Annotated in this window: 19 protein-coding genes and 1 pseudogene; 16 read left to right on the top strand and 4 right to left on the bottom strand. The window is 51.4% G+C overall.

Translation table 11 applies throughout. The annotated features are described in order from the left end of the window. The 3 genes and pseudogenes from HMPREF9412_RS25885 to HMPREF9412_RS25875 all read left to right on the top strand — a co-directional run. Window positions 1-927: pseudogene (locus tag HMPREF9412_RS25885) on the top strand (hypothetical protein); the annotation flags it as partial. Beyond that, the gene (locus HMPREF9412_RS25880; protein ID WP_009594757.1) at window positions 924-1238 is read left to right on the top strand and encodes an EscU/YscU/HrcU family type III secretion system export apparatus switch protein; all 315 of its coding nucleotides are present in this window, start codon (window positions 924-926) and stop codon (window positions 1236-1238) included. The pseudogene HMPREF9412_RS25885 and the gene HMPREF9412_RS25880, both read left to right, overlap by 4 nt. Continuing rightward, the gene (locus HMPREF9412_RS25875) at window positions 1235-1618 is read left to right on the top strand and encodes a YraN family protein (RefSeq protein WP_009594711.1); all 384 of its coding nucleotides are present in this window, start codon (window positions 1235-1237) and stop codon (window positions 1616-1618) included. Before HMPREF9412_RS25880 ends, HMPREF9412_RS25875 begins: the two co-directional genes overlap by 4 nt. 91 nt (window positions 1619-1709) lie before the next feature. On the opposite strand, the gene HMPREF9412_RS25870 is transcribed toward HMPREF9412_RS25875, so the two are convergent. Genes HMPREF9412_RS25870 through HMPREF9412_RS25860 form a run of 3 tightly spaced genes read right to left on the bottom strand, consistent with a single transcriptional unit; the run spans window position 1710 to window position 4148 of the window. Then, window positions 1710-2066 carry a VOC family protein gene (locus tag HMPREF9412_RS25870; RefSeq protein WP_009594720.1) on the bottom strand — a complete coding sequence of 119 codons (357 nt, stop codon included), beginning with the start codon at window positions 2064-2066 and terminating at the stop codon, window positions 1710-1712. Between the two features lie 6 nt (window positions 2067-2072). Next, window positions 2073-2516: an N-acetyltransferase gene (locus HMPREF9412_RS25865; protein ID WP_009594744.1), complete on the bottom strand. Its 444-nt coding sequence runs from the start codon at window positions 2514-2516 to the stop codon at window positions 2073-2075. An 18-nt stretch (window positions 2517-2534) separates the two neighbouring features. Further along, window positions 2535-4148, bottom strand: coding sequence for a YifB family Mg chelatase-like AAA ATPase (locus HMPREF9412_RS25860; protein ID WP_009594742.1), 1614 nt, complete (start codon window positions 4146-4148; stop codon window positions 2535-2537). 375 nt (window positions 4149-4523) lie between these two features. Between HMPREF9412_RS25860 and HMPREF9412_RS25855 the strand changes: the two genes are divergently transcribed. The 3 genes from HMPREF9412_RS25855 (at window position 4524) to HMPREF9412_RS25845 (ending at window position 8003) form a co-directional block, all read left to right on the top strand. Continuing rightward, entirely contained in the window at window positions 4524-6059 is a 1536-nt protein-coding gene (locus tag HMPREF9412_RS25855) for an ABC transporter substrate-binding protein (RefSeq protein WP_254664115.1), read from the top strand. Window positions 6060-6209: 150 nt separating this feature from the next. Continuing rightward, on the top strand, window positions 6210-7127 hold the full coding sequence (locus tag HMPREF9412_RS25850; protein WP_009594692.1) for an ABC transporter permease: 918 nt from the start codon (window positions 6210-6212) through the stop codon (window positions 7125-7127). A gap of 12 nt (window positions 7128-7139) precedes the next feature. Beyond that, entirely contained in the window at window positions 7140-8003 is an 864-nt protein-coding gene (locus tag HMPREF9412_RS25845) for a carbohydrate ABC transporter permease (RefSeq protein ID WP_009594779.1), read from the top strand. 21 nt (window positions 8004-8024) lie between these two features. Here HMPREF9412_RS25845 and HMPREF9412_RS25840 read toward each other — a convergent pair whose 3' ends face one another. Next, a complete protein-coding gene (locus tag HMPREF9412_RS25840; RefSeq protein WP_009594705.1) occupies window positions 8025-10265 on the bottom strand; it encodes a helix-turn-helix domain-containing protein in 2241 nt (746 codons plus the stop codon). A gap of 499 nt (window positions 10266-10764) precedes the next feature. Here HMPREF9412_RS25840 and sucC point away from each other — a divergent pair, with 499 nt between their 5' ends. From sucC to fliE, 10 genes are all read left to right on the top strand, one after another. Next, window positions 10765-11925 (top strand): ADP-forming succinate--CoA ligase subunit beta, encoded by a 1161-nt coding sequence (gene sucC / locus HMPREF9412_RS25835; protein WP_009594712.1) that lies wholly within the window; start codon window positions 10765-10767, stop codon window positions 11923-11925. A 96-nt stretch (window positions 11926-12021) separates the two neighbouring features. After that, complete coding sequence (sucD, locus tag HMPREF9412_RS25830; protein ID WP_009594770.1) at window positions 12022-12951, top strand: succinate--CoA ligase subunit alpha; 930 nt, start codon at window positions 12022-12024, stop codon at window positions 12949-12951. 128 nt (window positions 12952-13079) lie between these two features. Further along, window positions 13080-14255, top strand: coding sequence for a DNA-processing protein DprA (gene dprA, locus HMPREF9412_RS25825; RefSeq protein ID WP_009594756.1), 1176 nt, complete (start codon window positions 13080-13082; stop codon window positions 14253-14255). 36 nt (window positions 14256-14291) lie between these two features. Next, window positions 14292-16391 carry a type I DNA topoisomerase gene (gene topA, locus HMPREF9412_RS25820; protein ID WP_009594778.1) on the top strand — a complete coding sequence of 700 codons (2100 nt, stop codon included), beginning with the start codon at window positions 14292-14294 and terminating at the stop codon, window positions 16389-16391. Between the two features lie 15 nt (window positions 16392-16406). Continuing rightward, on the top strand, window positions 16407-17741 hold the full coding sequence (gene trmFO / locus HMPREF9412_RS25815) for an FADH(2)-oxidizing methylenetetrahydrofolate--tRNA-(uracil(54)-C(5))-methyltransferase TrmFO (protein WP_009594693.1): 1335 nt from the start codon (window positions 16407-16409) through the stop codon (window positions 17739-17741). Window positions 17742-17770: 29 nt separating this feature from the next. Next, on the top strand, window positions 17771-18313 hold the full coding sequence (hslV, locus tag HMPREF9412_RS25810; RefSeq protein WP_006211334.1) for an ATP-dependent protease subunit HslV: 543 nt from the start codon (window positions 17771-17773) through the stop codon (window positions 18311-18313). Window positions 18314-18362: 49 nt separating this feature from the next. Continuing rightward, window positions 18363-19769, top strand: a complete 1407-nt coding sequence (gene hslU, locus HMPREF9412_RS25805; RefSeq protein ID WP_009594759.1) for an ATP-dependent protease ATPase subunit HslU — start codon at window positions 18363-18365, stop codon at window positions 19767-19769. 457 nt (window positions 19770-20226) lie between these two features. Beyond that, window positions 20227-20634 carry a flagellar basal body rod protein FlgB gene (flgB, locus tag HMPREF9412_RS25800; protein WP_009594762.1) on the top strand — a complete coding sequence of 136 codons (408 nt, stop codon included), beginning with the start codon at window positions 20227-20229 and terminating at the stop codon, window positions 20632-20634. A gap of 6 nt (window positions 20635-20640) precedes the next feature. After that, window positions 20641-21090, top strand: coding sequence for a flagellar basal body rod protein FlgC (flgC, locus tag HMPREF9412_RS25795; RefSeq protein ID WP_009594707.1), 450 nt, complete (start codon window positions 20641-20643; stop codon window positions 21088-21090). A 44-nt stretch (window positions 21091-21134) separates the two neighbouring features. Then, window positions 21135-21443, top strand: coding sequence for a flagellar hook-basal body complex protein FliE (fliE, locus tag HMPREF9412_RS25790; protein ID WP_009594713.1), 309 nt, complete (start codon window positions 21135-21137; stop codon window positions 21441-21443). Window positions 21444-21470 lie beyond the last annotated feature (27 nt).

Below are 21470 nucleotides of genomic sequence, written 5' to 3'. Positions count from 1 at the left end.
ACGGCTCACGGCGCTGCCGCGCCCGGAGCGAATGCGGCCGTGCCTGCGTCGGCAGCTGCTTCAACGGCAGCTGGCGCGGCTGCACCGGCTCCGGGCGCAGCCCAGCCAACCGCTGCTGCGGCTGCCCAAGCTTCCCTGCCCGCCACTCCTGCCCCTGGCAGCGGTGGCGCAGCAGCGATTACGCCAGGAGCTTCCGCCACGCCAGGGAATGCGGCGAATGCGAACCAGCAGGCGCCGGCTGTTCCGAATGCTCAGGCCGGCGCCGCGAATCAGCCTGGCTTGACGCAGCCGGTAACGCCAACGGTGCAGCAGCAAATAACCCAAGGCGTACATCAGGCCGCCATGGCTTCAGGGCCATCAGGGGATTCGTCGCTTGCCCTGCAGGATACGCTGAAAGGGGTACTGCTTCAGGTGCTGTCCGGCCAGGATACGCCTCCGGCGCTGAAGGAAGCGGCTCAGCAGGTCGTTCAGCATTTAACGGGCCAGCAGCTTTTGCTGAATACCGATCGAACGGCGCCGTTCGCACAGGTCACGCTGTTCATACCTTTGCATGGCGCCGACGGGGAACAGACTGCGTCCGTACATATTCAATCCCGCAGAGGCCGCAAAGGCGAGCTGGATGCAACCAACTGCAGGCTGTTGTTCGACCTGGACATGAAGTTTCTGGGGCCGACCTTGATCGATGTGAAGGTTGTTGACCGGATCGTCAGCCTTAACTTTCGGAATGATCAGCCATTTGCCGCGGAGCTGTTCGAAGGGACCAAGCAGGAGTTGGCACAAGCCGTTTCGTCGATCGGCTACCAATTGCTCAGTGTCAAAACAGAACCGCTGCCCCTGGATTCGCTGCCGGTTGCAGAAGATTCCGTGCAGGGAACGGCAGCCGAATACACCCCTCAGGTTTATAAAGGGGTGGACATGCGGATATGAGCAAGCTAGAGAAAGAGGAAGGACCAATCCCCGCGATGAAAAAGGCGGTGGCGCTTAAATATACGCCCGGTGAAAGCGAAGCGCCGGTTGTGGTTGCCAAGGGACAAGGCAAACTGGCGGAGTCTATATTGGATAAAGCCAAAGAGCATGGCGTTCCCGTGCAGGAAGACGCAGCCTTGGTGGAGATTCTCTCCAAGCTGGATCTGGATCAGCAGATCCCGGAGGAGCTGTACCAGCTGGTTGCGGAAGTGCTGACGTATGTTTATCGTGCGGATAGCCAAGCGAAGGACGGAGGGATGATGCCGTCATGACCTCTCCATCCGGAAAAAAGGACAACCGCAAGCAAAAAGGAGCGGCTGCCGAAGAACTCGCGGCCGCCGCCCTGATTCAAAAAGGATATCGGATTCTGGACCGGAACTGGCGCTGCCGTTTTGGAGAATTGGACATCGTGGCGGAAACAGGGAAGACTCTTGTGGTGATCGAGGTAAGGAGCCGGAGCGGTACGACCCGCTTCGGCACGCCTTCCGAGTCCGTGAACGCCCGCAAAGTGATGCAGGTCCGAAACACGGCCCAGCAGTATGTTCACCAGAAGCGTTATTATGAACGGACGATACGGTTCGACGTCATTTCGGTTATGCTCCGGGAAGACATGACGGCAGATTCGATGGATCATATCGAGAATGCATTTTAAGTTGGATCTGATCCGAATCGAAAAGAATAACCATAAAAACAGGTGAGGGCTCCTTGATCCCTCACCTGTTTCTGCATGATGGCCGTTCTCTTTAATACGAGCAAACTTCCAGACAATTGTCGTCCAGGTCATAGAATGTAAAATAGGTTGCGCCGTATTCCAGGATGGTATCGACCCGTACGTTTTGTTTCCTCAGATGCCGATATGCGTCCTCCACATTCGGAACGAAAAAATTAAACATGGCATGCCGGCGTTCAAAGTATCTCTCTTCTTCTGTTGAGAAAAGGGTAAGGGAGGTCTGTCCGAACAGAATGCATTGATACTCCCCTTGCTCGCTCTCCCAGCCGATTCTGCCCCCAAGAACGCCTGTGTACCATTCTTTAGCGGCTTTTATATTCCTCGTGGGGACAAAGACGGTGTCAATATGCTGAAATATGGAAACGCTCATGCTATCCTACCTCTCGGCCTTATTCTTGCGCCAGATCATAATATGCTCTTGTTGCCCTGTATCGGGATCCACGGTTTCTTCAAGGCGTTCAAAACCGTTCTTCGCGTAGAAGCGGAGTGCCCTTTGGTTATCCGCATATACCCGAAGCTTCAACGTATCTCGAAGGTCCATGGCATAGCGAAGAAGGGCTTTTCCGCATCCTTGATTTTGGCGGTTTGGATCGATGAACAATGCCGCTAAATCGTCGCCTACAAGGGAAACAAAGCCCCGGACTTGACCTGTTTCCTCCAATAGATAAGTTTCGGCCATCGGGAGGTATACCTCCCGCATGTCCCCCTGCTTGGATTCCCAATACTCGGCCGTAATAAAATGATGGGCCTCTTTGGAAGCGGCTAGCCATATTTCGATAAGGTCATTTAGATCTTCATTGGTCATCTGTCTGATCATCATAGGGGGATCGACTCCATTTCATAAACGGTGGGTTTCTTCGGTTGCTATATATTGACGATCCAGTTGTCGGTATTGGATCGCTTCGGCGACATGCCGGCTTTGGATGCCGTCGGATGCCTCGAGATCGGCGATGGTTCGGGCCAGCTTTAGGATTCGGTCATATGCGCGCATGCTCAGGCCCAGCGTATCGATGGTTGCTTGCAGGAGCTCTGCCGACTCCTTGTCCAGCCTCGCATGTTTTCTCAGAAAGCTGCCGAACAGTTCACTGTTCCAGCTGAATGGGAGCCCGTCATAGCGTTTCAATTGAATCGCTTGTGCCGCATAGACCTGATCCCGCATGTACTCGGAGGATAGGGGCGGCGTGCTTCCCGGCCATTCCTTGGGCCGAGGCACGTCCACTTGAAGGTCGATTCGGTCCATCAAGGGGCCCGAGATTTTCGCCCGGTATTGGGCGATCCGGGAAACGCTGCAGGTGCATCGCTGATGAGGATGGTCGCTGCCGTAGTAACCGCACGGACAAGGATTCATCGAACAAGCCAGCATGAAATGCGCCGGGAAGGTAAAAACCGCCCGCGCTCTGCTTATGGTCACTTCACGATCCTCCAGAGGCTGACGCAGCACCTCCAGCACATGCCTTGAGAACTCGGGAAGCTCATCCAGGAACAGAATGCCTTTATGGGCCAGACTGACCTCTCCCGGCTTCGGAATGGTTCCTCCTCCGATGAGGCCGCCGGCTGAGATGGTGTGATGGGGAGACCGGAAGGGACGTCTCTTCATCAGTCCATCGGACGGCTTTAGCTTCCCGGCAGCGCTGAATATTTTCGTTGTCGTCAACGCTTCTTGGTCGGCCAGCGGCGGAAGTATGGTCGGGAGGCGCTTCATCAGCATCGTTTTACCGGTACCAGGGGGCCCGATGAGAAGGATATTGTGCATGCCGGCCGCGGCGATGGTCAGGGCGCGTTTGATATGCTGCTGCCCGATCACGTCCCTATAGTCTTCAAGCTGCCTGCCCTGATGGCTGCCTTCTTGCGATCTGCTTGCATTCATCGATCGGTCATACCTGAGCTGTGAGAGCGAAACGGTAACAGCACCATCTCCTGCAGCATCACTACGGCGAGTGGTTTCTGCTGGTGGATTCGGGACGAGCTCATTCAAATGACCGAGCCCATAGACCTCGATTCCTCCGATTAAAGCTGCTTCCGCCGCATTTTCCCGCGGAAGAAGAACGCCGGCATACCCTTCTTTTTGAGCTTGCTCCACCATCGGAAGAACTCCCGTCACGGGCCTGAGCGTGCCATCGAGTGCAAGCTCGCCGATGATCAATATTCGATCGGCATTCGAGAAGGCCCACTGCTCGCTTGTCAGCAAAATGCCGACGGCGATCGCCAGATCGAAGGAGGAACCTTCCTTGCGCAGGTCAGCAGGGGCAAGATTGACGGTCACCCGTTTCAGTGGATAAGTAAAACCGCAGTTTTTAATCGCTGCCCGTACTCGCTCGACGGATTCGCGGATGGAGGAATCGGGCAGCCCGATGATGGCGGTTTGCGGCAGCCCGTTAGCGAGGTCCACCTCCACTTGAATGATGACGCCGTCAATGCCGTGCAAGCAGGCGCTATGAAGTTTTCCATACATTAAGAAAAGCACCTCTTTTCAGATATCAGTGGATTGTAACAAGAACGAACATCCAAGATTCGAAAAGGGTGCTTCCTCATTTTCGCTGGGTGATTCTAGTCCGTATTGTAAAAGTTTCCCTCCTGTCTGTCAATTCGCGAGTATGTACAAAAAGCCCCGGCGTACAGGCAGGAACCCGGACAGGATGCGGGGTTTCGGCGATGAATGTACCGTGTTTCAGATGATTGCCACTTTTTCAGATTCTGAGGTCTGGCCAATAACGGGAAGGATTGTGAATGGTCAATGAGCAGCTCCGGCAAGTACAATCAAAACCGTAAACGTCAAGACGGGTTGAGCGTCGAGCGTTACATTATCATACATAAGGGAGAGGGTTGCGTGAAAATTTGGAACCGAAAGCTGGGGCTGGCGGCATTGGCTGCCGTTATGACCGGCGCATTGCTGAGCGGCTGCTCGAAAGATAACGCGGCAAACGAGGGGAATCATGAAAGCGCTGATACTGGGAAGGAAATCACGTTAGAGATGATGACCTTTTCCCATACGAATTGGCCGTACAAGGAGAATTGGCCGATTTATAAGTATTTAAAAGAGGAAACCGGCATCTCCTTCAAGGTACAACCCGTCATGAGCGATTATACGACCACGATGAACCTGGCGATATCTTCGGGCGAGATCCCGGATCTCATGATGGTCAACAGCCTGAATGCCGCCAACACGCACGGAGCCAGCGGAGCGTTCGTCGACTATTTCGAGCATCTGGATCAGATGCCGAATTACAAGAAGTTTCTTGATGATCATCCGGAGGTAAAGGCTGCTATTCTGTCTCCCGAGGGAAAAAATTATTTTATGCCGTTGTATGGACTTGAGCAGCAATCCAGGCGTTCCTGGCTTTACCGGGACGATATATTCAAGAAACACAATCTGACGCCGCCCACTACTTACGACGAGCTGTATACCGTTGCGAAAAAGTTGAAGGAACTGTACCCGGACAGCTTCCCGATTGCCGTGTTCAACGGATTGAGCCCGCTGGTTAATATGGCACCTGCGTTTAATACCAACAGCAGCTATTATTACGATTTCGAGAAGAACGAATGGCGCTACGGACCGACAGAAGACAACTACAAGAAAATGGTCGAATACATGAATAAATTTTATGCGGAGGGCTTGGTTGCGCCTGACTTCATGGCACATAAACGCAAGCAATTTAACGATCTGCTGCTTCAGAACAAATCGTTTATCGCCAGCGACTACATTGGCATCATGGATGAACTCCCGTTGATGCTGGGGGATGCATCGTCTGAGTTCAGCCTTGATTACATGGTTCCGCCTATCGGCACGCCGGATGGCAAGTCCCATAACGTATTTGCCGGATTGCAGAGTGACGGCTTTGCCGTAGCGTCAAATTCCAAAGAGCGGGATCGACTGCTGCAGTACCTTGATTTCCTGTTCTCCCCCGAAGGAATTGAGCTGGCAACCTGGGGCAGGGAAGGCGAGACGTTCACGACGGAGAACGGGGTTCGCACGTTCAACGATGATTACAAAGAGTTTGGCGACTTAAGGACCAAAACGGGAATCGCGACGGTCGGGGCTCACTTGGTATTGGACATGACCGCATACGAGTCCATGTATTCACCAAAAATGCGGGAAGCGATGAAAATCGCACCAGACCATGAAACGAAGCCGCAGCCAAGGCTTGCGTATACGAATGAAGAGAATGAAGTGCTGAGCATGGTCGGCGAAACCGTGAAGAAGTTCCATGAGGAGCAGATTGCGAAATTCATTTTGGGACAGAAACCGATGGATGAATGGGACACTTACGTGCAAGAAGTGAACAAGCTCGGCGTGCAGCAGGTGCTGGATGTTCATCAAAGCGCTTATGAACGGACGCAGAAATTCCTGAACGAAGCCAAGTAATTTAACCTGAACGCCATGCACCCAGATGAACTGTGGCGGCTCTCTTTTTCGGACAGGCTCTTCGGATGCTCGTTAAGCCTGGTTCCGGTCCGCAGGGGGAGCCGCTTATAAATATCGCATGGATTTCGCTGCTAAAGGAGGATACGTTTTTTGCAAGCACGGCATTCGAGTTTCTTGACCAAAGTGAAGCGGGATAAATACCTGCTGCTGCTGCTTCTTCCCTGTGCTCTGTATTACATCATTTTTAAATATGTTCCCATATTCGGCGTTTCGATCGCCTTCATGGACTACAACTTGTTTAAGGGAATCGCGGAGAGCGACTGGGTGGGGTTCAAATATTTCAGCATGTTTTTTAATACGCCCGACTTCTGGCCTGTTCTCCGGAATACATTTCTGCTGGGGTTGTATAAGCTGATTTTCGGCTTTCCCGCACCCATCATCCTTGCGTTACTCATTAATGAAGTGAGCAAATCTTTCTTGAAGCGGTTTGTCCAGACGGTCAGTTATCTTCCGCATTTCATATCCAACGTGGTTGTCGCGGGGATCGCGGTCATGTTTCTGTCGCCTACAGGCGGGGTGGTCAACCAGCTGCTGAATGCCATTGGGCTTGAACGGATCAACTTTCTGGTGGAAGCCCCCTGGTTCAGGTCGATTTATGTGACGACGGACGTATGGCAGCATATTGGGTGGGGGACCATTATCTATTTGGCCGCATTGACGGCCATCGATCCGCAGCTCTATGAAGCGGCGCGCATGGACGGAGCGAACCGGTGGAGACAGACGCTGAACATTACGCTGCCCGGCATCGCACCGGCGATTGTGATCATCTTGATACTCGATATCGGAAAAATATTGGAGATCGGCTTTGAGAAGGTATACCTGCTTGCAACTCCCGCTACGTACGAGACGGCCGATATCATATCTACTTACGTATACAGAGTAGGCTTAACGCAAGGCAACTACAGCTATGCAACGGCGATCGATCTGTTTACCGGCATCATCAGCTTTATTTTCATTATCGCGGCAAATGCGTTCAGCCGGCGAGTCAGCGGAAGCAGCATCTGGTAGAGGAGGAACGTGATGAAACCCAAATGGAATTGGTTTGACGCCCTGAATGCCTTGATATTGACAGGGGTCGTAGGGGCGTGTTTATACCCGTTTGTCTACATGCTGGCCGTGTCCCTCAGCGATTCCGCCTCCATTGCCTCGGGGGAGGTCTGGCTGTGGCCGAAGGGCTTCAACCTGGATATGTATCAGTATGTGTTCGAGGACGGGCGCGTGCTGAAAGGATATAAGAATACGCTGATTTATGTCGTTCTCGGTACGGCAATTTCCTTGATGGTGACGGCGCTCGGAGCCTATTCGCTCTCCAAGGCCAAGCTGGTCATGGGTAAACCGATATTGATGCTGATCGTGTTTACGATGTTTTTCAACGGAGGCATGATTCCGACGTTTCTGGTCGTGAAGGAGCTGGGCTTTGTCAACACCATATGGGGCATGGTGCTGCCCGGAGCCGTAGCCACCTGGAATCTGCTGATCATGCGGACTTTCTTCATGGGGATGCCCCAAGAGCTTGAGGAATCCGGCAAAATCGACGGTCTGTCCGAGATCGGAATTTTCTTTCGGATTGTGCTTCCGCTCTCCAAGCCGGTGCTCGCCACCATCGGATTGTATTATGCGGTAGGGATGTGGAATAACTTCATGGGTCCGCTCCTGTACTTGCGGGATGCCGATATGCAGCCGCTGCAGGTGATATTAAGAAACATCGTGCTGTCGGGCCAATTGACGGGAACGGATGGGCCTGTTGTAGGCGATATCGTGGTAGTGGAGGATGGTCTGAAGTTCGCTACCATCATGGTGTCCACCCTGCCGATCCTGCTGGTGTACCCGTTTATCCAGAAATATTTCGTAAAAGGAGCTCTGATCGGCTCCGTCAAAGGTTAAGCGGCCGGCCGCTCACCTGCCTTACCGGATCCAATTGGTTTTCCGGTAATCGCCTGGTGTTTGGCCGGTTATTTTTTTGAACATGCGGATAAAGGAAGTGACGTTGCGGTAGCCGATCCGGTTGCCTACTTCCTGAATCGGCATGTTCGTCGTCTCCAGAAGCTCTTTTGCTTTTGTTATCCGGATGGCATTCAATTGGTCGCTGAAGTTACTCCCCGTCTTCTCTTTAATATACCCGGACAGATAGGTGGGTGACATGTTGAGTTTATAAGCAAGCTGCTCGAGCGATATTTCTTCGTTGTAATGGGACTCCAGGTACTGAATGACATATTGGATGATATCGTAATGCTCCTCCCGTTTCCGGCGGATCGCTTGGGTTGCATGGGAGAGCTCGTCGAGAAGGACTTCCCGGTATTGGTCGGGAGTTACGCTGTATGCAAGCATATCGGCATCATTCGGAAGCACGTCGGTATTGATCTTCAGCAGTTCTACGGTTCTTCTCATGCGGACCGAGACCGAATTGGCAAAATGGCTCAGCTGATCCGCCGTAGCCTCCTGCCGCTGCAACCGTTCCAATGCCCGATCGATCAGCATTTGGCAGCTGCTCTCGTTGCCCGCCTGCAAATTCACGTAAAACTCGTGTTCCTGCTCGGCGGTGAAGCCCGTAACATCGCCGCGGAGTTCCTTCTCCCAAATAATCTGGGTTTCTTCAAGCGGCCTGGCTTGAAGCAGGAACGACATGGCTTCCGCATAGGCTTGATCGAACTCCGAGGTTTGCTGGAAGACGGATGAAACCGCGATATTCACGAGATAGGTGCTTTGATCGTGATCAAAAATCCGTTTGAGCTGGGTGAGGCTCTGCTGCAGCGTGTCTGATTTTTCCTGCGTGTACACGATGGATAAGATTTGTTTGCCCTCCATCTGAAGGGTGTGCGATAAGGGAAAAGCCTCTTGGATCTGCAGCGTGATGATGTCCTTGATTTTGCCGGTTGCCCGTGTCATCAAGGCATCAAGCTTTTGAGTCGGGTTATGACGGTACCTCAATTGATAGACAATGACCATGAATGCTCCTTCGCCGACCCAAAGTTCTTTGGAAGCGGCGGTATCGATGGCAATGTTTTTGAACTGTGCCAAATAATGATAGCTGGTTAAGAGCGGTTTGGTTTGGTCCATCCATTCCTTGATCATCTTGCGATCGTGCTGCAATCCCTTCAGATGGTTGGAAATGGCGCTGAATTCGGCGATGCTTCCTTGATACAGCTCCATCTCCGTTTGGCCCAGCCCCGTCACCATTCTCTTCAGCGGTTGGTTGATATTGCGAGAGAAGACCCACGATGCCAACGTGCCTATTAGCAGGGTAGCGGCAAATAACAGCACGGCAATCCAGTTCATGCGGCTGATGCTTTGATTAAGTTCGTTGTGCGGAATGATGGAGATATAGGTAAGACCGGAGCGTGCCCCTTTTTCGAAAAAATAATACGATCCCTTCTCCATGATCCAATCCGACTGGCCATCCCATTCCGGCAGCGGCTGGGAAGCCGCGTCCGGCGAGGATTCATACAGTTTCGTTCCCTTCGGGTCCAACAGTACGAAGCGGGAACCGGCCATTCCTTTATAGGATTCATACCAGCTTTTCATATTTACGAAAGCTATGATTTGCCAGGGGCTTCCTTGCACATCCGCGACTAACGGCAGCAGCTGCACCTCGCTCTTCTCGGTCCCGATGGAGAAGGCGCTGCTGGGAAGCATTTGCATAAACCCATTCGCGCGCTCTGTCTTTTTCCAGAACTCGTACGGGTAGGAATTGCTTATGTAATAATGCTTGAACATGCGGTCATCGTTAACGATGCCGTCCCGTTCAAGCAGAAAGGCATGATTCCGGTAGTAGATCATGACATTATTCAAGTGATAGTATGGCTGGCTTACCAGGGTCCGAATCTGATCCGTCACCATTTCAACCTGCAGATAATCGATTCCTTTCTTTCCGCCGGCATCGGCCTGCCTGCTGATATTGCCGACGAATTCGTTATGCTGAAGGTTGAGGAGAAGGCTTTTCCAGGTGGAATATTGCTTCTCGAAATTATCGACGGTGTTTCGAATCAGGGTCAGATTATATTTGACGATCTCATTGTTCACATTGCGGGAATAGAAGGTCATCGACCATAGGTTGTAGGAGGAGAGCAGGATAATTACGACGAGAAAATAGACCAACATTTTGACGAACAAGGAATGAAGCGGAAAAAACGATGTCAACCATTTCATGCTGAATCTCCTTATGAAAATGCCTACTTGTCTTTCTCTTTTCCAAATCATTCTACCGGATCGCACAGAAAGGATAAAGAGTTTTATATTGCGTCACAGTTCGATCTCCCTAAAAAGGGATTTAATGGTATAATAGTAATGGATGCACTAATTCTATGGGGATGGAGAGGGAATCGAAATGACAATATTGTGGGAAAATATCTTAATTATGCTTGCAGCAGGATTGCTTGGCATTGCTATTGTGGTGTTAGGCATTATAGGTTTGATATTTTACGCGCGAAAAAACAGATGATGATACATATATTTCCAATTTATATCTGGAAGGAATCATACCCATGCCAAATCGAGTGGATAAACGGTGAACTTTTTAAGGTAAGCGTTTTAAAAACATGTTACAATAGCTTGGGTTTAATATATAAAGGTTGACAGTGCGAACTTTCATAGATTGGTTCCGTGTCAGCCAGCCTTGTTCCAGTCATGTTGATAGGAGGATTCGAGAATGAATATCCATGAATATCAAGGAAAACAAGTACTGAAGCAATATGGAGTAGCTGTTCCGAACGGCAAGGTAGCGTTTACGGTGGAAGAAGCAGTTGAAGCTGCGCAATCTTTGGGCAGTCCCGTAACCGTTGTCAAAGCGCAGATCCACGCAGGCGGCCGCGGTAAAGCCGGCGGCGTTAAAGTGGCGAAGAACCTGGACGAGGTTCGTGCTTACGCCGAAGAAATTCTGGGCAAGGTGTTGGTGACTCACCAAACGGGTCCGGAAGGCAAGGAAGTCAAGCGTCTCCTTATTGAAGAGGGCTGCGATATTCGCAAAGAGTACTATATCGGTGTTGTTGTTGACCGCGCTACCGGCCGTGTCGTCATGATGGCGTCCGAAGAAGGCGGTACAGAAATCGAAGAGGTTGCAGCAGCAACTCCTGAGAAAATTTTCAAAGAAGTCGTGGATCCGGCGATCGGACTTCAAACATTCCAAGCGCGGAAATTAGCGTATTCCATTAATATTCCGAATGAACTGGTAGGGAAAGCCGTTCAGTTCATGCTGGCCTTGTATAAGGCATTCGTAGAGAAGGATTGCTCTATCGCTGAAATCAATCCGCTTGTCGTAACCGGTGACGGAAACGTCATGGCTCTCGATGCCAAACTCAATTTCGATTCCAATGCGTTGTTCCGTCATAAGGACATCTTGGAACTGCGCGATCTGGATGAGGAAGACGAGAAGGAAATCGAAGCGTCCAAATACGACTTGAGTTACATAGCTCTCGACGGCAACATCGGCTGCATGGTTAACGGGGCAGGTCTTGCCATGGCTACGATGGACATCATCAAGTATTATGGCGGCGACCCTGCCAACTTCCTTGATGTTGGGGGCGGCGCAACAACGGAGAAGGTAACGGAGGCCTTCAAGATTATTTTGTCCGATCCTCAAGTAAAAGGAATCTTTGTCAACATTTTCGGCGGCATAATGCGTTGCGACGTTATTGCTACCGGTGTTGTCGAAGCAGCGAAACAGCTGGGACTGACTCGTCCGCTTGTTGTACGCTTGGAAGGAACGAACGTAGACCTCGGCAAGCAGATTTTGGCTGAGTCCGGTCTCAATATCGTGCCTGCTGATTCCATGGCCGACGGAGCACAGAAGATCGTCTCCCTCGTTCAGTAATATTTCATTCCTGAAGGGGCATGGCACGATGGGCTTCTTAGCCCTGCCGTGCGGTTGCTTTCATTTTCAAATAACAATAGGGGATGTGAATCAATCGTGAGTATTTTGATCGATAAAAATACAAAAGTTATCACGCAAGGGATTACAGGTAAAACAGCCCTGTTCCATGCAAAAGGCGCCTTGGATTACGGTACGCAAATGGTCGGCGGAACTTCGCCCGGCAAAGGCGGAACCGAAGTTGAAATCACGCTGGAGAACGGCGAAACCGTCAAACTGCCGGTTTACAACACCGTTGAGGAAGCCAAAGCCAAAACAGGCGCAACCGCAAGCGTCATTTATGTACCGCCTGCTTTTGCGGCCGACTCCATTCTGGAAGCCGTTGATGCCGAGATGGATCTGGTGATCTGCATTACGGAAGGCATTCCGGTGCTCGACATGGTAAAGGTATCCCGTTATATGGAAGGCAAGAAGACTCGCTTGATCGGACCTAACTGTCCGGGTGTCATCACGCCGGGTGAATGTAAAATCGGCATCATGCCGGGTTATATCCACACGCCGGGACATGTCGGGGTTGTATCGCGGAGCGGTACCTTGACCTATGAAGCCGTTCATCAGCTGACGGCTCGCGGCATCGGACAATCCTCCGCCGTAGGAATCGGCGGCGACCCGGTTAAAGGGACGGAGTTTATCGATGTGCTGAGACTGTTTAACGAAGATCCGAATACCAAAGCGGTGATCATGATCGGCGAGATCGGCGGAACCGCTGAGGAAGAAGCGGCTGAGTGGATCAAAGCCAACATGACCAAGCCGGTGGTAGGCTTCATTGGCGGCGCAACAGCGCCTCCAGGGAAACGCATGGGCCACGCTGGCGCGATCATTTCCGGCGGTAAAGGAACAGCCAAGGAAAAAATCGCTGTGCTTGAAGCATGCGGTATCAAAGTGGCTCCTACGCCTGCCGAAATGGGCTCGACCTTGGTTAGCGTGCTGGAAGAGAAGGGGCTATTGGAGTCCTGCACAACGCACTAAGGCTTAGACCTATCCATTAATAGGCCAGGTTAACGTTATAACTTAAGGTAAGCAACCTTTTATTTCCTGATTAGGAAATGAAGGGTTGCTTTTTTGTTTATGATTTTATATTTTAAGGAGGTCGCGTGATGAGGCTGGACAGATTACTGCTGGTTGCATTGCATGAAAGCGAAGGCATCGGATGGAAGACCATCAACCGAATGGTACTGAACGGTGAGCTGCATGAAGGCTTGCTGTCCTATGATGCGCAGGATTGGAGAGCGTGCGGTCTGCCTGTCGAAAAAGCAAACAAGCTGTCTAAAGAATTCCCTATCGCCGTCGAAAGAAAGCGTGTCGAACTGTCGAATGACGAGGAGGTCGAGCTTCGACAAGAGGAAGACAAGGTATGGAATTTGACAAACCGCACAAAAATACGTATTATAACAGCCCTTGATGCTGTCTACCCGGACATGTTGAAATCGTCGCCGCAAGCGCCCTGGGTTCTGTATTGCATCGGGGATCCTCATTTGCTGTCCACGCCGGGGATCGCGATGGTCGGTACAAGAATGCCTACCGGCTACGGGCGCAAGGTTGCAACGATGCTGTCGGAGGCGTTGACCCGAGCGGGGCTTACGGTTGTCAGCGGCATGGCCAGAGGCATTGACAGCGTCGTGCACGAAACCGCATTGCGAAGCGGCGGGCCGACGGTGGCCGTTCTCGGAGCCGGCATCGATGTCATTTATCCGCCGGAGAACCGATCACTTTATGAAGAGATCGCGGCTAAAGGGCTTATTATTTCCGAATACCCGCCGGGTACCAAGGCGCTGCCGGGATTCTTCCCGCAGCGAAACCGAATCATCGCCGGGCTGACGCTGGGAACCGTAGTGGTGGAAGCGGATGCCCGCAGCGGGTCGCTGATTACGGCCGATTTGGCCCTGGAGGCGGGAAGGGACGTGTTTTCCGTTCCGGGACCGCTAACTTCACCCAAGAGCAGAGGGACCTTGGATTTGATCAAGCAAGGGGCCAAGATGGTCACGGAAGCAGAGGATATAATAGAAGAATATGATTCCTGGTTGCCAAAAGGGGTCTCGGATACATACAATAAGGAGCGGCGGGCCCCTCGTCAGGAGCGTCCGGATGAACTAGCCGGGTTGACAAATGACGAGCGACAAATATACCATATGCTCGAACAGGGTCCCGGGTCGTTGGATGAGATGATCGAGCGTACCCGGTGGGATTTTGGACATTTGCATTCAGTTCTGTTATCTTTAATCATAAAAAAGCAGATTACCCAATTACCCGGTGCTATATATAAAATCATATAATGGGAAAGTTTGAACGTTGGAGAGGAGGATGAACCTGTGGCGGATTCACTCGTCATCGTAGAGTCGCCTGCTAAGGCGAAAACGATTGGCAAATATCTCGGCAGCAAGTATATCGTGAAGGCTTCGATGGGTCATGTTCGCGATTTGCCGAAGAGCCAGATCGGGGTTGAGGTGGAAAACGACTTCAATCCGAAATACATTACGATCCGCGGAAAAGGTTCTGTCTTAAAGGAACTTAAGGATGCAAGCAAAAAGGTGAAAAAAGTGTACCTCGCAGCTGACCCCGATCGCGAAGGGGAAGCCATTGCATGGCATCTTGCGCATGCGTTGGAGCTGGATGATACTCAAAGCCTGCGGGTTGTATTTAATGAAATAACGAAAACGGCCGTGAAGGATGCCTTCAAAACGCCGCGCAAAATTAACATGGATCTGGTTAACGCGCAGCAGGCCAGACGTATTTTGGACCGATTGGTTGGTTATAAGATCAGTCCTATTCTATGGAAGAAAGTGAAGAAGGGTCTTTCGGCCGGCCGGGTTCAATCGGTAGCCGTCAAAATCATTCTCGACCGCGAGAATGAGATAAGCGCTTTCGTTCCGGAAGAATATTGGACCATAACGGCCAAGCTGGCGATTAAAGGCTCCGCATTCGAAGCCAAATTCACGCAGCTAAACGGCGCGAAGAAGGAACTGACCAATGAGCAGGAAGTGAATGAAATTCTCGAGGCGATTCGGGATGCCTCCTTCCAGGTCGGCGAAGTGAAAGAGCGTGAGCGTCAGCGCCACCCGTCGCCGCCGTTTACGACGAGTTCCTTGCAGCAGGAGGCTGCCCGTAAACTCGGTTTCCGTGCCGCCAAGACCATGTCGGTAGCCCAGCAGCTGTACGAGGGTGTTGAGTTAGGCAAGGAAGGCACCGTCGGTTTAATTACTTATATGCGTACGGATTCCACGCGGATCTCAGGTACGGCTCAAGAAGAAGCGAAGGAATACATCACCGAGAAGTACGGTGATCCGTTCGTGCCGGAGAGCCCGAGACAATATTCGAAAAAAGCTGCCAACGCCCAGGATGCGCACGAAGCGATTCGTCCAACGTCCGTGCTGCGCGATCCGGAATCGATGAAGCCGTTTATGAGCCGCGACCAGCTTCGGTTGTACAAACTGATCTGGGAACGCTTTGTGGCAAGCCAGATGTCTTCTGCAGTACTGGATACGCTTTCGGTGGACATCACTGCCGGGAATACGGTCTTCCGGGCGACCGGTTCGAAGGTCCGTTTCCCTGGATTCATGAAGGTTTACGTTGAAGGCAACGACGACGGGACGACAGAGGAAGACAAATACCTGCCGGAGCTTCATTCCGGAGACATTCTGGAGAAGCAGGACATTGAGCCGAAGCAGCACTTCACGCAGCCGCCTCCGCGTTATACGGAAGCGCGGCTAGTCCGAACGCTGGAGGAGCTCGGCATAGGGCGTCCGAGTACGTATGCGCCGACGCTGGAGACGATCCAGAAGAGAGGCTACGTTGCCATCGAAGAGAAAAAATTCATGCCGACGGAGCTCGGCGAGCTTGTCATCGAGCAGATGGAGCAGTTCTTCCCGGAAATCCTCAATGTGGAGTTTACGGCGAACATGGAAGAGGATCTCGACCATGTGGAGGAAGGCTCCGAGGATTGGGTCAAGGTATTGGCAGAGTTCTATGAGTCCTTTGAGAAGCGGCTTGAAGTAGCAGAGGAAGAAATGAAGGAAATCGAAATCGAAGACGAGGTTTCCGATGAGATCTGCGAAAAATGCGGCAAGCCCCTGGTTTATAAGCTGGGTCGTTTCGGCAAGTTTCTTGCCTGCTCGGGCTTCCCGGATTGCCGGAATACCAAACCGATCGTGAAGGACATTGGCGTATCTTGCCCGAAATGCAAGGAAGGCCATGTCGTGGAACGCCGGAGCAAGAAGGGGCGCGTCTTCTTTGGCTGTGACCGGTATCCCGAATGCGACTTTGTATCATGGGATAAACCGTCAACGAAGCCGTGTCCGAATTGCAGCAGTTTAATGGTAGAGAAGAAAAGCAAGCAAGGCATCAAGCTTCAGTGTACCTCTTGCGATTATTCCGAAATGGTCGAGGAACAGGATGAAGCAGCAGATTTGTAAGGCATACAGGGGGTAATGACGTTGACAGATTCACAGAGGGTTACGGTTATCGGGGCAGGACTTGCTGGCAGTGAAGCTGCCTGGCAGATCGCCAGCCGCGGCGTACCCGTTACACTATACGAGATGCGGCCGGTCGTAAAGACGCCGGCTCATCATACGGACAAGTTCGCCGAGCTTGTATGCAGTAATTCGCTTCGGGCGAACGGATTGACCAATGCGGTCGGCGTATTGAAGGAAGAGATGCGGATGCTGAATTCCCTCGTCATCGGATCGGCTGACCGCAATTCCGTCCCGGCTGGCGGCGCATTAGCCGTCGACCGCGACGGCTTCTCCGGAGAAATTACGGAAACCTTGCATCAGCATCCGTTAATCGAGGTCGTAAATGAAGAAATTCAGCATATACCTGAAGAAGGCATCGTTGTTATTGCTACGGGACCGCTGACTTCGCCGGCATTGTCGTCGCAAATCCGCGAGCTGATGGGCGAAGACTATTTCTATTTTTACGATGCGGCTGCTCCGATCGTGGAGAAGGATTCCATCGATATGAGCAAGGTCTATCTAGCGTCACGTTATGATAAAGGCGAAGCGGCCTATCTGAATTGTCCCATGACGGAAGAAGAGTTCGACGCCTTCTATGACGCTCTTATTAATGCTGAAGTCGCGCAATTGAAAGAGTTTGAGAAGGAGATTTATTTCGAGGGCTGCATGCCGATCGAGGTTATGATGAAGCGCGGCAAACAAACCGCCTTGTTCGGCCCGATGAAGCCTGTAGGATTGGTGAACCCGCATACGGGCAAACTGCCTTACGCCGTGGTTCAGCTCCGTCAGGATAATGCGGCGGGTACCCTCTACAACCTTGTCGGCTTCCAGACCCATTTGAAGTGGGGCGAACAGAAGCGCATCATTTCCATGATACCGGGACTCGAGAACGCCGAAATCGTGCGATACGGCGTCATGCACCGCAATACGTTTGTCAATTCGCCAAAATTGCTGGAACAAACCTATCAGGTGAAAACACGGCCGAATTTGTACCTGGCGGGACAAATGACCGGCGTCGAAGGGTATGTTGAATCGGCGGCGTCCGGATTGATTGCAGGCATTAATGCGGCAAGAGCGGCTCAGGGGCGTGAGGGGATCGTATTTCCTCAGGAATCGACCATCGGAAGCATGGCTTATTACATCACCCATGCGGATCCCGATAATTTCCAGCCGATGAACGCGAACTTCGGTCTTCTTCCGGGCCTAGAGAAGCGGATTCGGAACAAAAAGGAAAAGAACGAAGCGCTTGCGAACCGTGCCCTTGACGGGGTACGCGTATTTATTAGCGAGCATGAACTAAATACAATCTAATCTTATTTTCTTAGGGAGGTCCTGCCATCATGGAAATGACTTTTCACGCCACGACGATTTGCGCAGTGCGGCACAATGGCACGGCAGCTATAGCCGGCGACGGCCAAGTCACATTCGGTGAAAGTGTAGTCATGAAGCAGACCGCCAAGAAAGTGCGCCGTCTTTACCGGGGACAAGTTGTCGCCGGTTTTGCCGGTTCTGTGGCGGATGCGATCACGTTGTTTGAGAAATTCGAAGGCAAGCTGGAGGAGCACCATGGAAACCTGCAGCGGGCCGCTGTCGAGCTTGCGAAGGACTGGCGTCAAGACAGGGTGCTCCGTAAACTTGAAGCCTTGATGATTGTTATGGACAAAACGGGGATGCTGCTGATTTCCGGCGGCGGCGAAATCATCGAGCCTGATGATGATGTGCTGGCCATTGGGTCAGGCGGCAATTTTGCCTTGTCTGCCGGACGTGCGCTTAAGCGCCATGCAGGGCATATGGAAGCGAAAGACATCGCCAGAGAAGCCCTTCAGATCGCTTCTGAGGTGTGTGTCTACACGAACAGCAACATTATTGTTGAAGAGCTGTAAGAGGGCCATGCAGCAACATATAGCCATATCAGGGGTGGAGGTATTCGCGATGAGTAAAGAATCGATGACGCCTAGACAGATTGTATCCGAGCTGGATAAATACATCGTAGGCCAGAAGGACGCTAAAAAATCGGTCGCTGTCGCACTTCGGAACCGTTATCGCCGGAGTCTGCTGACCGAGGACGAGCGGGATGAAATCGTACCGAAGAACATTCTGATGATCGGTCCTACCGGCGTCGGCAAAACGGAAATTGCGAGAAGGCTTGCCAAGCTGGTCCATGCACCGTTCGTCAAGGTCGAGGCAACGAAGTTTACCGAGGTTGGTTATGTCGGCCGTGATGTGGAGTCCATGGTACGGGATCTGGTGGAAACCGCGATCCGGATGGTGAAGCTGGAACGTACGGAGAAGGTTAAGGACAAAGCCGAGGAAATGGCGAACGAGCGGATCGTTCAGCTGTTGGCGCCTTCAACCAAAGGCCAGAAGAGCCAGCGTAATCCCTTTGAGATGCTATTTGGCGGAGGAAACAACGAAACCCAGGCCGATGAGGAAGATGCGGACGATAAGGACGTTAGTCTTAAAGAGAAGCGGAGACAGGTGCGCTTTAACCTGCTGTCCGGCAAGCTTGAAGACGAAACGATTGAGATCGATGTCGAGGATGCCGCACCGAATATGTTCGACATGTTTGCCGGACAGGGCAATGATCAGATGGGCATGAATATGCAGGAGATGTTCGGCAACCTGATGCCGAAGCGTACGAAGCGCCGCAAGCTGTCCGTCAAGGAAGCCAGAAAAGTGCTTACGCAGGAAGAAGCAGGCAAGCTCATTGATATGGATGATGTCATCCAAGAGTCCATACGCCGGGCCGAGCAATCCGGGATTATTTTCATCGACGAAATCGACAAGGTTGCCAGCCAGGGCCGTCAATCGGGTCCTGATGTGTCCAGGGAAGGCGTGCAGCGCGACATTCTGCCTATCGTGGAAGGCTCCACGATCATGACGAAATACGGGCCGGTAAAAACGGACTTTGTCCTGTTTATCGCTGCTGGCGCATTCCATATCGCGAAGCCGTCGGATTTGATTCCCGAGCTTCAAGGGCGTTTTCCGATTCGGGTAGAGCTGAACAGTTTGTCGCTCGACGATTTTGTGTCCATTTTGACCGAGCCGAAAAACGCATTGACCAAACAATACGTCAATCTGCTGCGTACCGAAGACCTGGAAATCGAGTTTTCGCCGGAAGCGATCCGGGAAATTGCCCAAATCGCGGCTTCGGTGAACCAGAACACGGAGAATATCGGCGCACGGAGGCTCCATACGATATTGGAAAAGCTGCTGGAGGATCTGTCGTTTGAAGCGCCTGAATTGACGCTGGACCGGATGGTGATCACCCCGCAGTATGTCCGGGAGAAACTTGCCGGCATCGCCCAGGATCGGGACCTGAGCCAGTATATTCTGTAGTTGCATTCGTATAGGTCTATCTGCCGGGTATGCAAAAAGGAGATAAATGTCGATATTCATCCCGGCCTTTCTTGCTAGATGTCGAAGCGCTTTCGCATGTTGGAAGGGATCGGGACGGATTTCGCAATTTTTTGTGAATATTCAGGATGGGAACAGGACCTACCTAGCGGGTAAATTCACTTAAAATTTACAGATTTAGTGGTACGATTTGCAATATTATAGAAAAAAATCGGATAAAAATGAACACAAAGCCCTTCTTTTTGGTAAAAGATAGGGCTTTTTTCTTATTGTAAAAAGTCCCAATCTTTAAGAAACTTAGTTTATGTGACATCATGTTGTCTTTTTCTACTTAAGACCTAGGTTAGTTCGTACGGATTATATTATTTGTCGAAAAAAGAGGGTTTAGCTAGGAAGAGTGGAATACCTTTCGGCAAATCCAGTCAGGAGGAATGAGCTAGTGAATCTGTTGAATAATAGTTCTTTTCAACGGCTTCAAAGCGGTTTGGATGCAGCGAATCTCAGGAACAACGTGATTGCAAACAACATCGCGAACGTGGATACACCTCATTTTAAGAGATCCGAAGTATCCTTTGAGAGTCTTCTGAAGAAAGAAATGGATGGAGCCCAGTTGTCGCTTCAGGGCAGAAGAACGGATCCCAGGCATTTTGTCATTGGTCCAACCGGGTCAATCCCGGATGCCTCGGTCATAAAGGACGGCAGCAGTTCCATGAATAACAACCAGAATAATGTCGATGCAGACAGAGAAATGTCGCTGCTTGCAGAGAATCAGCTCCGTTATAATTCGTACGTACAAGCTGTGAATGAGCAGATTCGAATGATGCGTACAGCTATTGAAGGGAGATAGGGATTCATGAATATTAGCAATAGCTTCGGAATTAATGCATCAGCTCTTACGGCACAACGGCTTCGAATGGATGTTATCTCCTCCAACATAGCCAATGCGGAAACCACGCGCGCGCGAATCGAGAATGGACAAGCCGTTCCGTATCGCCGAAAGACGGTTGTGTTTCAGCCGCAGCAGGAATCATTTGAAGGGCTTCTCAGAGCCCAGATGAACGGTCAGAATGCAGGGCAAGGGGTTAAGGTTGCGCAGGTGCGGGAAGATCAATCCCCGTTGAAGCAGGTATATAACCCCACACATCCGGATGCGAATGCGGAAGGCTATGTCTTTATGCCTAACGTTGATATTACGAAGGAAATGGTGGATATGCTCGCAGCTACCCGTTCTTACGAGGCTAACGTTACGGCGATAAACGCTTCGAAAGCGATGATCATGAAGGCTTTGGAGATTGGAAGATAATACGATGATATATACATAGACCAGCATAGTAGGAGGAGAGAGAGATGATTCAGAATGCAATGTTCAGTGTTCAGGGTGTACAGCCGCTGCAAATGCAGGAGCAAGTGAAAAATGGTGCGACGCCTTCCGAATCGATCCGAGATTTTGGCTCTTACCTGAATGAAGCACTGAACTCCGTGGCCGCGCAGGAACAGAACGCGCACGTGATGAGCGATAAATTAATGATTGGACAAGTAAACGTAGATCAGGCGATGATATCCGCCCAACAGGCTCTGTTGAGCATTCAGCTCACGACACAGGTCCGAAACAAAGTGGTAGAAGCCTATCAAGAGATCATGCGCACGCAAATCTAAATGTTTCTAGCAAAGTTTCGGATGGGG

This window comes from Paenibacillus sp. HGF5 (assembly GCF_000204455.1).
GTDB lineage: Bacteria > Bacillota > Bacilli > Paenibacillales > Paenibacillaceae > Paenibacillus_AQ > Paenibacillus_AQ lautus_A.
This window is presented reverse-complemented; position numbering and strand designations above follow the sequence as displayed.

Excerpts from the sequence above, each read along its gene's own strand:
- HMPREF9412_RS25880 (WP_009594757.1), top strand. The coding sequence starts at position 924 with ATGAGCAAGCTAGAGAAAGAGGAAGGACCAATCCCCGCGATGAAAAAG.
- HMPREF9412_RS25875 (WP_009594711.1), top strand. The coding sequence starts at position 1,235 with ATGACCTCTCCATCCGGAAAAAAGGACAACCGCAAGCAAAAAGGAGCG.
- HMPREF9412_RS25870 (WP_009594720.1), bottom strand. The coding sequence starts at position 2,066 with ATGAGCGTTTCCATATTTCAGCATATTGACACCGTCTTTGTCCCCACG.
- HMPREF9412_RS25865 (WP_009594744.1), bottom strand. The coding sequence starts at position 2,516 with ATGATGATCAGACAGATGACCAATGAAGATCTAAATGACCTTATCGAA.
- HMPREF9412_RS25860 (WP_009594742.1), bottom strand. The coding sequence starts at position 4,148 with ATGTATGGAAAACTTCATAGCGCCTGCTTGCACGGCATTGACGGCGTC.
- HMPREF9412_RS25845 (WP_009594779.1), top strand. The coding sequence starts at position 7,140 with ATGAAACCCAAATGGAATTGGTTTGACGCCCTGAATGCCTTGATATTG.
- HMPREF9412_RS25840 (WP_009594705.1), bottom strand. The coding sequence starts at position 10,265 with ATGAAATGGTTGACATCGTTTTTTCCGCTTCATTCCTTGTTCGTCAAA.
- sucC (WP_009594712.1), top strand. The coding sequence starts at position 10,765 with ATGAATATCCATGAATATCAAGGAAAACAAGTACTGAAGCAATATGGA.
- dprA (WP_009594756.1), top strand. The coding sequence starts at position 13,080 with ATGAGGCTGGACAGATTACTGCTGGTTGCATTGCATGAAAGCGAAGGC.
- trmFO (WP_009594693.1), top strand. The coding sequence starts at position 16,407 with ATGACGTTGACAGATTCACAGAGGGTTACGGTTATCGGGGCAGGACTT.
- hslV (WP_006211334.1), top strand. The coding sequence starts at position 17,771 with ATGGAAATGACTTTTCACGCCACGACGATTTGCGCAGTGCGGCACAAT.
- hslU (WP_009594759.1), top strand. The coding sequence starts at position 18,363 with ATGAGTAAAGAATCGATGACGCCTAGACAGATTGTATCCGAGCTGGAT.
- flgC (WP_009594707.1), top strand. The coding sequence starts at position 20,641 with ATGAATATTAGCAATAGCTTCGGAATTAATGCATCAGCTCTTACGGCA.
- fliE (WP_009594713.1), top strand. The coding sequence starts at position 21,135 with ATGATTCAGAATGCAATGTTCAGTGTTCAGGGTGTACAGCCGCTGCAA.